The 14,546-nt window shown below is 70.8% G+C and carries 13 protein-coding genes; 12 read left to right on the top strand and 1 reads right to left on the bottom strand.

Going from position 1 to position 14,546, the window contains the following annotated elements; all coding sequences use genetic code 11:
• The first annotated feature begins 21 nt into the window (after nucleotides 1–21).
• The 12 genes from OG331_RS11240 (at nucleotide 22) to OG331_RS11185 (ending at nucleotide 13,730) form a co-directional block, all read left to right on the top strand.
• Complete coding sequence (locus OG331_RS11240) at nucleotides 22–1,173, top strand: NAD(P)/FAD-dependent oxidoreductase (protein WP_406194611.1); 1,152 nt, start codon at nucleotides 22–24, stop codon at nucleotides 1,171–1,173.
• Nucleotides 1,170–1,472, top strand: coding sequence for a (2Fe-2S)-binding protein (locus tag OG331_RS11235; protein ID WP_406194608.1), 303 nt, complete (start codon nucleotides 1,170–1,172; stop codon nucleotides 1,470–1,472). The genes OG331_RS11240 and OG331_RS11235 overlap by 4 nt, the downstream gene beginning before the upstream one ends.
• Nucleotides 1,465–2,844, top strand: coding sequence for an FAD-dependent oxidoreductase (locus OG331_RS11230; protein ID WP_406194606.1), 1,380 nt, complete (start codon nucleotides 1,465–1,467; stop codon nucleotides 2,842–2,844). Before OG331_RS11235 ends, OG331_RS11230 begins: the two co-directional genes overlap by 8 nt.
• On the top strand, nucleotides 2,841–3,731 hold the full coding sequence (locus OG331_RS11225) for a dihydrodipicolinate synthase family protein (protein WP_406194603.1): 891 nt from the start codon (nucleotides 2,841–2,843) through the stop codon (nucleotides 3,729–3,731). The genes OG331_RS11230 and OG331_RS11225 overlap by 4 nt, the downstream gene beginning before the upstream one ends.
• A 21-nt stretch (nucleotides 3,732–3,752) precedes the next feature.
• Nucleotides 3,753–4,754 carry a proline racemase family protein gene (locus OG331_RS11220; protein WP_406194601.1) on the top strand — a complete coding sequence of 334 codons (1,002 nt, stop codon included), beginning with the start codon at nucleotides 3,753–3,755 and terminating at the stop codon, nucleotides 4,752–4,754.
• A 53-nt stretch (nucleotides 4,755–4,807) separates the two neighbouring features.
• Nucleotides 4,808–5,506, top strand: a complete 699-nt coding sequence (locus tag OG331_RS11215) for a GntR family transcriptional regulator (RefSeq protein WP_362381844.1) — start codon at nucleotides 4,808–4,810, stop codon at nucleotides 5,504–5,506.
• Nucleotides 5,507–5,567: 61 nt separating this feature from the next.
• Nucleotides 5,568–6,566 (top strand): LacI family DNA-binding transcriptional regulator, encoded by a 999-nt coding sequence (locus OG331_RS11210; protein ID WP_406194597.1) that lies wholly within the window; start codon nucleotides 5,568–5,570, stop codon nucleotides 6,564–6,566.
• 131 nt (nucleotides 6,567–6,697) lie between these two features.
• The gene (locus OG331_RS11205; RefSeq protein WP_406194594.1) at nucleotides 6,698–8,044 is read left to right on the top strand and encodes an ABC transporter substrate-binding protein; all 1,347 of its coding nucleotides are present in this window, start codon (nucleotides 6,698–6,700) and stop codon (nucleotides 8,042–8,044) included.
• 6 nt (nucleotides 8,045–8,050) lie between these two features.
• Nucleotides 8,051–9,007, top strand: a complete 957-nt coding sequence (locus tag OG331_RS11200; RefSeq protein ID WP_406194592.1) for a carbohydrate ABC transporter permease — start codon at nucleotides 8,051–8,053, stop codon at nucleotides 9,005–9,007.
• Entirely contained in the window at nucleotides 9,004–9,864 is an 861-nt protein-coding gene (locus tag OG331_RS11195) for a carbohydrate ABC transporter permease (RefSeq protein WP_328877993.1), read from the top strand. The genes OG331_RS11200 and OG331_RS11195 overlap by 4 nt, the downstream gene beginning before the upstream one ends.
• 44 nt (nucleotides 9,865–9,908) lie before the next feature.
• Nucleotides 9,909–11,492, top strand: coding sequence for a glycoside hydrolase family 13 protein (locus tag OG331_RS11190; RefSeq protein ID WP_406194589.1), 1,584 nt, complete (start codon nucleotides 9,909–9,911; stop codon nucleotides 11,490–11,492).
• Between the two features lie 81 nt (nucleotides 11,493–11,573).
• Nucleotides 11,574–13,730 carry a discoidin domain-containing protein gene (locus tag OG331_RS11185; RefSeq protein ID WP_406194586.1) on the top strand — a complete coding sequence of 719 codons (2,157 nt, stop codon included), beginning with the start codon at nucleotides 11,574–11,576 and terminating at the stop codon, nucleotides 13,728–13,730.
• On the opposite strand, the gene OG331_RS11180 is transcribed toward OG331_RS11185, so the two are convergent.
• The gene (locus tag OG331_RS11180; RefSeq protein WP_406194582.1) at nucleotides 13,702–14,532 is read right to left on the bottom strand and encodes an ABC transporter ATP-binding protein; all 831 of its coding nucleotides are present in this window, start codon (nucleotides 14,530–14,532) and stop codon (nucleotides 13,702–13,704) included. The genes OG331_RS11185 and OG331_RS11180 overlap by 29 nt on opposite strands.
• Between the last annotated feature and the right edge of the window lie 14 nt (nucleotides 14,533–14,546).

Below are 14,546 nucleotides of genomic sequence, written 5' to 3'. Positions count from 1 at the left end.
GGTGTGTGACATAGTACTGGCGTGAGCGAGCGACTGACCTGCGACGTCGTGGTCGTCGGAGCCGGGATGGTGGGCGCGGCCTGCGCCCTGTACGCGGCTCGGGCGGGCCTCGCCGTGATCCTCGTCGACCGTGGCCCGGTGGCCGGCGGCACCACCGGCGCCGGCGAGGGCAACCTCCTTGTCTCCGACAAGGAGCCGGGCCCCGAGCTCGACCTCGCGCTGCTGTCCGGCCGTCTCTGGGGTGAGCTGGCGCAGGAGTTCGGGCCGGCCGTCGAGTACGAGGCGAAGGGCGGCGTCGTCGTGGCCTCGTCCCCGGACGGGCTCGCGGTGCTGGAGCGGTTCGCCGACGGGCAGCGGGCCGCCGGGGTCGCCGCCGAGCCGGTCATGGGCGACCGCCTGTACGACCTCGAACCCCACCTGGCCCCCGGCCTCCCGGGCGCCGTCCACTACGCCCAGGACTGCCAGGTCATGCCCGCCCTGGCCGCCGCCCACCTCGTCCGCACCTCGGGCGCCCGCCTCCTCACCGGCCGGACGGTGACGGACGTCCTGCGCACGCGGGACGGTGCCGTACGCGGGGTCCGCACCGACAAGGGCGACATCCACGCCCCGGCCGTCGTGAACGCGGCCGGCACCTGGGGCGGCGAACTCGCCGCACGCGCGGGCGCCCACCTTCCCGTCCTCCCGAGACGCGGCTTCGTCCTCGTCACCGAACCGCTGCCGCGCCTGGTCCGCCACAAGGTGTACGCCGCCGACTATGTGGCCGACGTCGCCAGCGACTCGGCCGCGCTGCAGACCTCTCCCGTCGTCGAGGGCACGGCGGCGGGCCCGATCCTGATCGGCGCGAGCCGGGAGCGCGTCGGCTTCGACCGGACGTTCTCCCTGCCCGTCGTACGGGCGCTGGCGGCGGGCGCGACGCGGCTGTTCCCGTTCCTCGCCGATGTTCACGCCATGCGCGCCTACCTGGGCTTCCGCCCCTACCTGCCCGATCACCTGCCCGCCGTCGGCCCCGACCCCCGGGTGCCCGGCCTGCACCACGCCTGCGGCCACGAGGGCGCCGGCATCGGACTGGCCACCGGCACCGGCCACTTGATCGCACAGGCCCTGACCGAGAAGACCCCCGACCTCGACCTGACGCCGTTCCGCCCCGACCGCTTCGCCGAGGAGGCCGCGTGAGAACCCCACTGGAGCTTGCCGACGCCCAGCCGGGACCGGCCTTCACGGTCACCCTGGACGGCCGCGAGATCGAGGCACTGCCCGGGCAGACGGTCGCCGCCGCGCTCTGGGCGGCCGGGATCACCTCCTGGCGGAGCACCCGGGGCGAGGGCCGCCCCCGTGGCGTCTTCTGTGGCATCGGCGTCTGCTTCGACTGCCTCGTCACCGTCAACGACCGCCCGAACCAGCGGGCCTGTCTGCTGCCGCTGCACCCGGGCGACGCCATCCGGACGCAGGAGGGGACGGGCCACGATGACTGATCTCGCGGTGATCGGCGCGGGTCCGGCAGGCCTCGCCGCGGCCCTGGCGGCCACAGCGCAGGGCGTACGGGTCGCGCTCGTCGACTCGGCGGCGGAAGCGGGCGGGCAGTTCTACCGTCAGCCCGCCCCCGCACTTCGCGCCAGGCGCCCGCAGTCCCTGCACCACCAGTGGCGCACCTGGGAGCGGCTGCGGGACGGGCTGGCCCGCAGCGACATCCGCTTCCTGACGGATCATCACGTCTGGGGTGTGGAACGGGACTCCGACGGCTTCACCGTGCACGCGCTGCTCGGCCCCGAGCAGCGGGAGCCGGCCACGGTGCACGCGCGCGCCGTACTCCTCGCCACCGGCGGTTACGAGCGGGTGCTGCCCTTCCCCGGCTGGACCCTGCCCGGTGTCGTCACCGCCGGTGGTGCGCAGGCGATGCTCAAGGGCGGGCTCGTGGTACCGGGGCGCACGGCGGTCGTCGCCGGGACCGGGCCGCTGCTGCTGCCCGTGGCGACCGGACTGGCCGCTGCGGGCGTCGAGATCGCGGCGCTCGTCGAGGCGGCGGGCCCCAAGTCCCTCGTACGGCACGGTCGGGCGCTGGCCGCCAAGCTGCCCGAGGGCGCCGGATATGCGGCCCGCCTCCTGCGCCACCGCGTCCGACTCCTCGCCCGGCACACGGTCGTCCGCGCCCACGGCGACGACCGGCTCACCGGGGTCACCGTCGCCGCCCTCGACGCCGACGGGCGCGTCCGGCCCGGCACCGAGCGGCACCTGTCCTGCGACACCCTCGCTGTCGGGCACGGCATGCTCCCGCACACCGACCTCGCCGAGACCCTCGGCTGCCGCCTGGACGGGCTGACGGTCGCCGTAGACGACGAGCAGCGCACGGATGTGCCCGGCGTGTGGGCGGCGGGGGAGTCCACCGGCATCGGCGGCTCCGCACTCGCCCTCGCCGAGGGCCACATCGCCGGACTCTCCGCCGCCGCACGACTGAAGGGCACGGAACCCGACCCGGCGCGGTGGGCAGGGGCCGCCAAGTCCCGTACCGGACTCCGCAGGATCGCCGCCGCCCTCGACGCCGCGTACCCGCCGCCCGCGCACTGGAGCGAGCAGGTCACCGACGACACCCTCGTCTGCCGCTGCGAGGAGGTCACCGCCGGTGCCGTCCGCGAGGCCGTGGACGAACTCGGGGCGGGCGACGTCCGCACCGTGAAACTGCTGACCCGCGCCGGAATGGGCTGGTGCCAGGGACGCGTGTGCGGGCCGGCGGTCGCCGGGCTCGCCGGATGCGAACTCACCCCGTCCCGGCGGCCGTTCGCACGTCCCGTACCGCTCGGCGTACTCGCCGGACAGCACGACAACGCCACTCGGAGAGGACCCTCATGACCGACCACCGTCCCTGGCGCGGAGTTCTCGTCGCCACCGCGCTCCCGCTCGACGACGACCTCCGCGTCGACCACGGCAAGTACGCCGAGCACTGTGCCTGGCTGGTCGAGAACGGCTGTGACGGCGTCGTACCGAACGGCTCCCTCGGGGAGTACCAGGTCCTCACACCCGAAGAGCGGACGAAGGTCGTTCAGACGGCCGTCGCCGCGATCGGCGGCTCGCGGGTGATGCCGGGTGTGGCCGCCTACGGCTCGGCCGAGTCCCGCCGCTGGGCCGAACAGGCTCGTGACGCGGGCTGCGAGTCCGTGATGCTGCTGCCGCCCAACGCCTACCGTGCCGACGAGCGGTCGGTGCTGTCGCACTACGCGGAGGTCGCCAAGGCAGGCATCCCGGTCGTGGCCTACAACAACCCCATCGACACCAAGGTCGACCTCGTACCGGAACTGCTCGCGAAGCTGCACGGCGAGGGGTGCATCCAGGCGGTCAAGGAGTTCTCCGGCGACGTCCGCCGCGCCTACCAGCTCGCCGAACTCGCCCCGGAACTCGACCTGTTGATCGGCGCCGACGACGTCCTGCTGGAGCTTGCCCTTGCCGGTGCCAAGGGCTGGGTCGCCGGTTACCCGAACGCGTTGCCGAGGTCCACGGCGGAGCTGTACCGCGCGGCCGTCGGCGGCGACCTCGCCACCGCCAAGCAGCTCTACGCGCAGCTGCACCCGCTGCTGCGCTGGGACTCCAAGGTCGAGTTCGTGCAGGCCATCAAGCTGTCCATGGACGTCGTCGGCCGCCACGGGGGACGCTGCCGGCCACCGCGGGTGCCGCTGCTGCCGGAGCAGGAGGCGACGATCCGCGCCGCCACCGAGAAGGCCGTCGCAGCAGGGCTCGCGTAACCCACCCGAGGAGACCCGATCATGCGTAGCAAACTCGTCCTGCACGCCGTCGACTCGCACACCGAGGGCATGCCCACCCGGGTGATCACCGGCGGCATCGGCACGATCCCGGGCGCGACCATGAACGAGCGGCGTCTGTACTTCCGAGAGCACCGCGACGACATCAAGCAGCTCCTGATGAACGAGCCGCGCGGCCACTCGGCGATGAGCGGCGCGATCCTCCAGCCGCCCACCCGTCCCGACTGCGACTGGGGCGTGCTCTACATCGAGGTCTCCGGCTATCTGCCGATGTGCGGGCACGGCACGATCGGAGTGGCGACCGTGCTCGTCGAGACCGGCATGGTCGAGGTCGTCGAGCCGGTCACCACGATCCGGCTCGACACCCCGGCGGGCCTGGTCGTCGCCGAGGTCGCGGTGGAGGACGGCGCCGCGAAGGCGGTCACCCTCCAGAACGTGCCGTCCTTCTCCGTCGCCCTCGACCGCAAGATCACCCTGGCCGACGGGCGCACGGTGACATACGACATGGCATACGGCGGCAACTTCTACGCCATCCTGCCGCTGGAACAGTTCGGGCTGCCCTTCGACCGGTCCCGCAAGGACGACATCCTGCAAGCCGGCCTCTCCCTCATGGCGGCGATCAACGCCGAGGAGGAGCCCGTGCACCCGGAGAACCCCTCCATCCGCGGCTGCCACCACGTCCACCTGATCGCCCCCGGCGCCAACGCCCGCCGCTCCCGGCACGCCATGGCGATCCACCCCGGCTGGTTCGACCGCTCACCCTGCGGCACGGGCACCAGCGCACGCATGGCGCAGTTGCACGCGCGCGGTGAACTCCCGCTGCACACCGAGTTCGTGAACGAGTCATTCATCGGCACCCACTTCACCGGCCGCCTCCTCGGCACCACCGAGGTCGCGGGCCGGCCGGCCGTCCTGTCGAGCTTCACCGGCCGGGCCTGGATCACGGGCACGGCGCAGTATCTGCTCGATCCTTCCGACCCGTTCCCGGCCGGGTTCGTGCTCTGAGCGTCGACGATAATGTGCCGCGTACCGCGTGACATTGCACAGCTAGGAGAGTCATGGCCGCCCAGCGCACCAGCGCCCCGCCCGCCGCAGCCGGCCCGGCGCTGCCCTCCCTGGGCGGCAAGAAGAGCAGCTACCGGGAGCGGGTCGCCGACGCCCTGCGGGCCGCGCTGATCGCCGGAGAGCTGCGCCCGGGCGAGGTCTACTCGGCGCCCACGCTCGCCGCCCGCTTCGGCGTCTCGGCGACCCCGGTGCGCGAGGCCATGCTGGACCTGGCCAAGGAGGGCCTGGTCGACACCGTCCCCAACAAGGGATTCCGGGTCACCGCGGTCTCCGAGAAACAGCTCGACGAGTACACCCACATCCGCGCGCTCATCGAGATCCCCACGGTGGTGGAGCTGGCCAGGACCGCCGACAAGGTGTCCCTGGAGGCGCTGCGCCCCGCCGCCCGGGAGATCGTGCAGGCCGCGGTCTCCGGTGACCTCATCGCCTACGTCGAGGCCGACACCCGCTTCCACCTCGGCCTGCTCGCCCTGGCCGGCAACGCGCACCTCGTCGAGGTCGTCGGCGACCTCCGCAAGCGTTCCCGTCTCTACGGCCTCACCGCGCTCGTCCAGGCGGGCCGTCTGCTGGCCTCCGCCGAGGAGCACCTCGAACTGCTCGACGCGTTGATCGCCCGCGACGAGAAGGCCGTGCGCGAGGTCATGACCCGCCACCTGGGACACGTTCGCGGACTCTGGGCAGCGAAGAAATAGACGCCGCCGACTGAGTGCATTGACGCAAGCCACTTGCATTATTTGCGCTATTCTTGCGTGCATGACGCGACGACTTGCGGAAGTGGCGAAGAAGGTCGGGGTCAGCGAGGCCACGGTCAGCCGGGTGCTCAACGACAAGCCCGGCGTCTCCGAGGCCACCCGGCAGGCAGTGCTCTCGGCTCTGGATGTCCTCGGCTACGAGCGGCCCACGCAACTGCGCGGGGAACGCGCCCGGCTCGTCGGCCTGGTCCTCCCCGAGCTGCAGAACCCGATCTTCCCCGCGTTCGCCGAAGTGATCGGCGGGGCGCTCGCCCAGCTCGGGCTGACGCCGGTGCTGTGCACGCAGACCAAGGGCGGGGTGTCCGAGGCCGACTATGTCGCGCTGCTGCTGCAACAGCAGGTCTCCGGGGTCGTTTTCGCCGGCGGGCTGTACGCCCAGGCGGACGCACCGCACGACCACTACAAGGAGCTCGCCGACCGCAACATCCCGGTCGTGCTGGTCAACGCGGCCATCGAGCACCTGGGCTTCCCGGCCGTGTCCTGCGACGACGCCGTGGCCGTCGAGCAGGCCTGGCGGCATCTGGTCTCGCTGGGCCACGAGCGCATAGGGCTGGTGCTCGGGCCGGGCGACCATGTGCCGTCGGCGCGCAAACTGGCCGCCGCGCGGGGCGTCGCCGGGGAGCTGCCCGAGGAGCACGTGGCGCGGGCCATCTTCTCGATCGAGGGCGGTCATGCGGCGGCCTCCCGGCTGATCGACCGGGGCGTCACCGGCATCATCTGTGCCAGCGACCCGCTCGCGCTCGGAGCGGTCAGGGCCGCCCGCCGCAAGGGACTTGACGTACCGTCACAGATTTCCGTGGTCGGGTACGACGACTCGGCGTTCATGAACTGCACGGAGCCTCCCCTGACCACCGTCCGCCAGCCCATCGAGGCCATGGGGAGGGCGGCGGTGGAGCTGCTGAACGCGCAGATCGCGGGCACCGCCGTAGCGGCCGAGGAGCTGCTCTTCGAGCCGGAACTGGTGGTGCGGGGGTCGACGGCGCAGGCTCCTCGCACCTGACGTCCGCTTGGAAGTTCCGGGCATCCATCCAACTGTTAAAAAATTTCAAATCTCGCGCGACATCTTGCGGACCGATGTCGCCGGTGCTTGAGTGTGCGGCGCCCACCGCTCCTGCCCAGAGGGGTCCACCGATGAGAAGCACCGGGTTCCGCCGTACCTTTGCCGCGCTGAGCGTCTGCTCCCTCGCTCTGGCCGTCTCCGCCTGCGGGTCGAGCGACGACTCGGCGAGCGGAAAGACGCGCATCACGGTCAACTGCATGCCGCCCAAGAGCGCCAAGGTCGACCGGCAGTTCTTCGAGCAGGACATCGCGTCCTTCGAGAAGCAGAACCCGGACATCGACGTCGTGGCCCATGACGCGTTCCCCTGCCAGGACCCGAAGACGTTCGACGCCAAGCTCGCCGGCGGGCAGATGGAGGACGTCTTCTACACGTACTTCACGGACGCCCGGCACGTCGTCGACATCAACCAGGCGGCCGATCTCACGCCGTACCTCAAGGAGTTGAAGAGCTACGAGACCATCCAGCAGCAGCTGCGCGACATCTACACCGTCGACGGCAAGGTCTACGGCATCCCGCGCACCGGCTACTCGATGGGCCTGATCTACAACAAGAAGCTCTTCACCGAGGCCGGTCTCGACCCCGAGAAGCCCCCGGCGACCTGGGCGGAGCTGCGCGCCGCGGCCGAGAAGATAGCCGGCCTCGGCAACGGCACCGTCGGATACGCCGACTACAGCGCCCAGAACCAAGGGGGCTGGCACTTCACCGCCGAGCTCTACTCCCAGGGCGGGGACGTGGTGAGCGCCGACGGCAAGCAGGCCACGATCGACACCCCCGAGGGCCGCGCCGTGCTGCAGAACCTGCACGACATGCGCTGGACCGACAACTCGATGGGCAGCAAGCAGCTCCTCGTCATCAACGACGTCCAGCAGATGATGGGCTCCGGCAAGCTCGGCATGTACCTCTCCGCCCCCGACAACATCCCGATCCTGGTCAAGGAGAAGGGCGGCAACTACAAGGACCTCGCCCTCGCTCCCATGCCCGGCGGCAAGGGCACGCTCATCGGCGGCGACGGCTACCTGTTCAACAAGAAGGCCGACCCCGAGCAGATCCGCGCCGGACTGAAGTGGCTGGACCACATGTTCCTCACCCCCGGAGACGGCTTCCTCGGCGACTACGCCCGCGCCAAGAAGAACGACGCCCCCGTCGGACTGCCCGAACCCCGTCTGTTCTCCGGCGCCGCCGACGCCAAGGACCAGCAGGTCAAGGAGGCCAACGCGAACGTCCCGGTGGACAACTACCAGGCCTTCCTCGACGGCAACCAGAGCCTCGACATGAAGATCGAGCCGCCGAGCGCCCAGCAGATCTACTCCGTCCTCGACGGTGTCGTCTCCGCCGTCCTCACCAAGAAGGACGCCGACCTCGACCAGCTCCTGAAGGACGCCTCAGGCAAGATCGACGGCATTCTGGCGCGAGGCTGACGGGCCATGACCAGGACGGCTCAGCGCCGGACCGTCGAGAAGGTCGCGGTCCGCCCGATGCAGGCGCCGCCCCCGGCAGGGGACCGGAGGCGGCGCCGCCTCACCGACCAGGTGCGTGCCTACGGCTTCCTCCTCGGCGGTCTGGTCTGCTTCGCCCTCTTCTCCTGGTACCCGGCGATCCGGGCCGTCGTGATCGCCTTCCAGAAGTACACGCCCGGCAGCGAGCCCGAGTGGGTCGGCACCGCCAACTTCACCCGCGTCTTCGCCGACCCGGAGTTCGCGGCGGCCTGGCGCAACACCCTCACCTTCACACTGCTCGCCCTGCTGATCGGCTTCGCGATCCCTTTCGTACTCGCCCTGGTCCTCAACGAGTTGCGGCACGCCAAGGCGTTCTTCCGGGTCGTGGTCTATCTGCCGGTGATGATCCCGCCGGTGGTCAGCGCGCTGCTGTGGAAGTGGTTCTACGACCCCGGCACCGGCCTCGCCAACGAGACGCTGCGCTTCCTTCACCTGCCGACCTCGAACTGGTCCAACGGCGCCGACACCGCGCTCATCTCCCTGGTGATCGTGGCCACTTGGGCCAACATGGGCGGCACCGTACTGATCTACCTCGCGGCGCTCCAGTCCATCCCGGGGGAGCTGTACGAGGCGGCCGAACTCGACGGTGCGAGCCTGCTGCAACGCATCCGCCACGTCACGATCCCGCAGACCCGCTTCGTCATCCTGATGCTGATGCTCCTTCAGATCATCGCCACGATGCAGGTCTTCACCGAACCGTTCGTGATCACCGGCGGCGGCCCCGAGAACGCCACGGTGACTGTCCTCTACCTGATCTACAAGTACGCCTTCCTCTACAACGACTTCGGCGGCGCCTGCGCCCTGAGCGTCCTGCTGCTCGCGCTCCTCGGCGCCTTCTCCGCCGTATACCTGCGTCTGACGCGCACCGAAGGGGAGGGCACATGACCACCCGGACCCTCGTCTCCCCGGCCACCCTGGCCCGCCCGCGCGGCAGGGCCGTCTACTGGTCCGTCTTCACCGGCACCGTCCTGCTCTTCACGCTGGCCTTCCTCTTCCCCGTCTACTGGATGGCGACGGGCGCGATGAAGTCACCGGACGAGGTGGCGCGCACGCCGCCCACCGTCGTCCCCGAGCAGTGGCACCTCAGCGGATACACGGACGCGTGGGACCTGATGCAGCTGCCGGCCCATCTGTGGAACACGGTGGTCCAGGCCGCCGGTGCCTGGGTGTTCCAGCTGGTGTTCTGCACGGCCGCCGCCTATGCGCTGTCCAGGCTGCGGCCGGTCTTCGGCAAGGTGGTCCTCGGCGGCATCCTCGCCACGCTGATGGTCCCCGCCCAGGCCCTGGTCGTGCCGAAGTACCTGACCGTGTCGGACCTCGGACTGCTCAACGACCCCCTGGCCATCTGGCTGCCGGCCGTCGCCAACGCCTTCAACCTCTATCTGCTGAAGCGGTTCTTCGACCAGCTCCCGCGCGATGTCCTGGAGGCCGCCGAGATCGACGGCGCGGGGAAGCTGCGCACCCTGTGGTCCATCGTGCTGCCGATGTCCCGGCCGGTCCTGGGGGTCGTCTCGATCTTCGCCCTCGTGGCCGTGTGGCAGGACTTCCTCTGGCCGCTGATGGTCTTCTCCGACACCGACAAGCAGCCGATCAGCGTCGCGCTCGTCCAGCTGTCGCAGAACATCCCGCTGACCGTGCTCATCGCCTCCATGGTGATCGCCAGCATCCCCATGGTCGCCATGTTCCTGGTCTTCCAGCGGCACATCATCGCCGGGATCGGCGCGGGCAGCAGCAAGGGCTGATGTCCCCAGGACGTCCTCCTCCTTCCGACAGAAAGGGCCGCACCGTGCCACAGCCCCGTCACGCCTCTGCACAGTGGTGGCGTTCCGCCGTCATCTACCAGGTCTACGTCCGCAGCTTCGCGGACGGCGACGGCGACGGCACCGGCGACCTCGCGGGCGTCCGCGCCCGGCTGCCGTACCTCGCCGGACTCGGCGTGGACGCCCTGTGGTTCACGCCCTGGTACGTCTCCCCGATGAAGGACGGCGGCTACGACGTCGCCGACTACCGCGCCATCGACCCGGCGTTCGGCACCCTCGCCGAGGCGGAGAAGCTCATCGCCGAGGCCCGGGAGCTGGGCATCCGCACCATCGTCGACATCGTGCCCAACCACGTCTCCGACCAGCACCCGTGGTTCCGCTCGGCCCTCGCCGACGGCCCGGAGCGCGCCCTGTTCCACTTCCGCCCGGGACGCGGCCCGCACGGCGAACTCCCGCCCAACGGCTGGCGGTCCGAGTTCGGCGGCCCCGCCTGGAGCCGGCTCCCCGACGGCGACTGGTATCTCCACCTCTTCGCCCCCGAGCAGCCCGACCTCGACTGGTCCCACCCGGCCGTGCGCCAGGAACACGAGGACATCCTGCGCTTCTGGTTCGAGCGCGGCGTCGCCGGCGTCCGCATCGACTCGGCCGCCCTCCTCGTCAAGGACCCCGACCTGCCGGACTTCACCGAGGGCGAGGCCCCGCACCCGTACGTCGACCGCGACGAACTCCACGACGTCTACCGCTCCTGGCGCGCGATCGCCGACGAGTACGGCGGCATCTTCGTCGGCGAGGTCTGGCTCCCCGACACCGAACGCTTCGCCCGCTATCTGCGCCCCGACGAACTCCACACCGCCTTCAACTTCTCGTTCATGACCTGCCCCTGGGACGCCGGGCGGCTGCGCGGGGCCATCGACGAGACGATCGCCGAGCACGCGCCCGTGGGCGCCCCCGCGACGTGGGTGCTGTGCAACCACGACGTGACCCGCACGGTCACCCGGTACGGCCGCGCCGACACCGGCTTCGACTTCGCCACCAAGGCCTTCGGCACCCCGACCGACCTCGCGCTCGGCACCCGCCGCGCCCGGGCGGCCGCGCTGCTCTCGCTGGCCCTGCCGGGAGCCGTCTACGTCTACCAGGGCGAGGAGCTCGGCCTGCCCGAGGCCGACATCCCCCTCGACCGCATCGAGGACCCCATGCACACCCGCTCCGGTGGCATCGACCCGGGCCGGGACGGCTGCCGGGTCCCGTTGCCGTGGGCCGCCGAGGCGCCGTACGCGGGCTTCGGCTCACGCGAGGAGCCGTGGCTGCCGCAGCCCGCCGACTGGGCGTCGTACGCCGCCGACCGTCAGGCGGCGGACCCCGGTTCGATGCTCGCCCTGTACCGCCGGGCGATCGAGCTCCGGGCGGCGTTCGGCGACGGCCCGCTGGTCTGGCTGCCCGCACCCGACGGCGTGCTCGCCTTCACCCGAGGGCGGGGCGCCACCTGCGTGGTGAATCTCGCGGACGCCCCGGCCGACCTGCCCGCCCACACCGGACTCCTGCTCGGCAGCGGCCCGTTGGACACCGAGGGGCGGCTGCCGAAGGACACCGCGGTCTGGCTGCGCGCCTGACACCGCGGCCCGCTCATCCCCGTACCCCCACCACGAAGGGATCAGCACATGCAGCAGCACACACATGGAGCTGTCAGGCCCATGACAGTAGCGGCATCGGCCGCCATGGTCGTCGCCCTCGCCGGCGGTCTGCTCACCGCGATGGCCCCCGCCGCCCAGGCCGCGTCCGGCGCGACCCTCCCCTTCACCTCCGTCGAAGCCGAGTCCGCCACCACGACCGGCGCGAAGATCGGCCCCGACCACACCCAGGGCACCCTCGCCTCCGAGGCCTCCGGACGCCAGGCCGTACGCCTCACCGCAGGCCAGCGGGTCGAGTTCACGGTCCCGCGCGCCGCCAACGCCGTGAACGTCGCCCACAGCGTCCCCGACGGCCAGTCCGGCACCTTGGACGTGTACGTCAACGGCCAGAAGATCGCGAAGACCCTCGCGGTCACCTCGAAGTACTCCTACGTAGACACCGGCTGGATCCCGGGTGCCAAGACGCACCACTTCTACGACAACGCCCGCCTGCTGCTCGGCCAGAACGTGCAGGCGGGCGACAAGGTGGCCTTCCAGGCGACGGGCACCCAAGTGACCGTCGATGTCGCCGACTTCGAGCAGGCCGCGGCGCCGACGGGGCAGCCCGCCGGATCGGTGTCCGTCACCTCCAAGGGTGCCGACCCCAGTGGCCAGGGGGACTCGACCCAGGCCTTCCGCGAGGCCATCGCCGCCGCGCAGGGCGGGGTGGTGTGGATCCCGCCGGGCGAGTACCGGCTGACCTCGTCCCTGAACGGCGTGCAGAACGTGACCCTCCAGGGTGCCGGGCACTGGCACTCGATCGTGCGCAGCTCCCGCTTCATCGACCAGTCCAGCTCCTCCGGGAAGGTCCACATCAAGGACTTCGCGGTGATCGGTGAGGTCACCGAGCGGGTCGACTCCAACCCGGACAACTTCGTCAACGGCTCACTGGGGCCGGGGAGTTCCGTCTCCGGCATGTGGCTCCAGCACCTCAAGGTCGGCCTCTGGCTGCTGGGCAACAACGACAACCTCGTCGTCGAGAACAACCGGTTCCTCGACATGACCGCCGACGGACTCAACCTCAACGGCAATGCCCGCGGCGTCCGCGTCCGGCACAACTTCCTGCGCAACCAGGGCGACGACGCGCTCGCCATGTGGTCGCTGCACGCGCCGGACACCGACAGCAGCTTCGAGAACAACACGATCACGCAGCCGAACCTCGCCAACGGCATCGCGATCTACGGCGGCACCGACATCACGGTCAAGGACAACCTGATCTCCGACACCAACGCGCTGGGCAGCGGCATCGCGATCTCCAACCAGAAGTTCCTGGACCCCTTCCACCCGCTGGCCGGCACGATCACCGTCGACGGCAACACGCTGGTCCGCACGGGCGCGATGAACCCCAACTGGAACCACCCCATGGGCGCCCTGCGCGTCGACTCCTACGACAGCGCCATCGAGGCGAACGTCCGGATCACCAACACGACCATCACCGACAGCCCGTACAGCGCCTTCGAGTTCGTCTCGGGCAGCGGGCGTGGCTTCGCGGCCAAGAACATCACCGTCGAGGGCGCGACCGTGCGCAACACGGGCACGGTCGTCGTCCAGGCCGAGGCCCCGGGCGCCGCCACCTTCCGCAACGTCACGGCCACTGCCGTGGGCGCCGCGGGCATCTACAACTGCCCCTACCCGTCCGGCTCGGGCACTTTCACCCTCACCGACGGCGGCGGCAACTCCGGCTGGAGCAGCACCTGGTCCGACTGCTCGACCTGGCCGCAGCCCGGCCAGGGCAACCCCGACCCCGACCCCGACCCGGCCCGCAATCTCGCCCAGGGCCGCCCGGCCTCGGCCACCGGCTCGCAGGACGTCTACGCACCCGGCAAGGCGGCCGACGGGGACGCGAACAGCTACTGGGAGTCCGCCAACAACGCCTTCCCGCAGTCCTGGACGGTCGACCTCGGCGCCAACGAGGCGGTCCGCCGGCTGGTGCTGAAGCTGCCGCCGCAGCCGGCCTGGCAGGCCCGCGCCCAGACGCTGTCCGTCCAGGGCAGCGCGGACGGGTCGACGTACTCGACCGTGGTCGCGGCGAAGGACTACCGCTTCGACCCGGCGACCGGCAACACGGTCACGGTCTCCCTGCCGAGCGGCACGAGCCTGCGCCACCTGAGGCTGCACGTCACCGCCAACACGGGATGGCCCGCTGCCCAGTTCAGCGAGGTGGAGGCATATCTGTCCTGACCGCGTCCTGCACCACGTCCTGAGGTGTCCCGCGCTTCGCCGCCTGGATCTGCTCGTACACATGGGTACGCAGCTCGGCGAAGCGCGGATCCACCCGCGTGTGCAACTGGTCGCGTTCGGCGGGCAGATCGACCTTGAGCTGCTCCTGGACGACGGTCGGGGAGGATGACAGGACGAGCACCCGCTCGCCCAGGTACACGGCCTCGTCGATGTCATGGGTGACGAACAGGATCGTGATGCCGCGCTCCCGCCACAGCCCCCGGACCAGATCCTCCAGTTCGGCCCGCGTCTGCGCGTCCACCGCCGCGAACGGCTCGTCCATCAGCAGTACACGGGGCTCGTAGGCCAGCGCCCGGGCGATGGCGACCCGTTGCTGCATACCGCCGGACAGCTGCCACGGATACGCCCGGACGGCATCCGCCAGCCCGACCGACTCCAGCGCGTCCCGCACCAGCTCCCGCCGCCGCGACGCGCTCAAGTCTTTCTGTTTCAAGGGTAGTTCGACGTTCTCGCCGACCCGCATCCAAGGGAAGAGGCTGCGCCCGTACTCCTGGAACACGAACGCCATCCCGGGCGGCGGCCCGGTCACCCTGCGCTGCTCCAGGTGCACCTCACCGGCCGTCGGCGTGAGCAGTCCGCCGATGCACTTCAGCAGCGTCGTCTTGCCGCAGCCCGACGGGCCGACCAGACACACCAGTTCGCCGGCGTCGACGGTGAAGGTGAGGTCGCGGACCGCCTCCACCCGCCGCCCCGACCCCTCGTAGACCTTGCGCAGGCCGGATACGGCAAGAAGCGCGTGCATGGACCGCCCTTTCA

Origin of the sequence: Streptomyces sp. NBC_01017 (assembly GCF_045162795.1) — a bacterium.
In the GTDB taxonomy this organism is placed as follows: Bacteria; Actinomycetota; Actinomycetes; order Streptomycetales; family Streptomycetaceae; genus Streptomyces; species Streptomyces machairae.
Note: the sequence above shows the minus strand (reverse complement) of the source record. Positions and strands in the feature narration are given on the sequence as shown.

Bases quoted from the DNA above. Each gene is read 5' to 3' on its own strand.
- OG331_RS11185 (WP_406194586.1), top strand. From the start codon at position 11,574: ATGACAGTAGCGGCATCGGCCGCCATGGTCGTCGCCCTCGCCGGCGGT.
- OG331_RS11225 (WP_406194603.1), top strand. From the start codon at position 2,841: ATGACCGACCACCGTCCCTGGCGCGGAGTTCTCGTCGCCACCGCGCTC.
- OG331_RS11205 (WP_406194594.1), top strand. From the start codon at position 6,698: ATGAGAAGCACCGGGTTCCGCCGTACCTTTGCCGCGCTGAGCGTCTGC.
- OG331_RS11200 (WP_406194592.1), top strand. From the start codon at position 8,051: ATGACCAGGACGGCTCAGCGCCGGACCGTCGAGAAGGTCGCGGTCCGC.
- OG331_RS11230 (WP_406194606.1), top strand. From the start codon at position 1,465: ATGACTGATCTCGCGGTGATCGGCGCGGGTCCGGCAGGCCTCGCCGCG.
- OG331_RS11210 (WP_406194597.1), top strand. From the start codon at position 5,568: ATGACGCGACGACTTGCGGAAGTGGCGAAGAAGGTCGGGGTCAGCGAG.
- OG331_RS11180 (WP_406194582.1), bottom strand. From the start codon at position 14,532: ATGCACGCGCTTCTTGCCGTATCCGGCCTGCGCAAGGTCTACGAGGGG.
- OG331_RS11220 (WP_406194601.1), top strand. From the start codon at position 3,753: ATGCGTAGCAAACTCGTCCTGCACGCCGTCGACTCGCACACCGAGGGC.
- OG331_RS11215 (WP_362381844.1), top strand. From the start codon at position 4,808: ATGGCCGCCCAGCGCACCAGCGCCCCGCCCGCCGCAGCCGGCCCGGCG.
- OG331_RS11195 (WP_328877993.1), top strand. From the start codon at position 9,004: ATGACCACCCGGACCCTCGTCTCCCCGGCCACCCTGGCCCGCCCGCGC.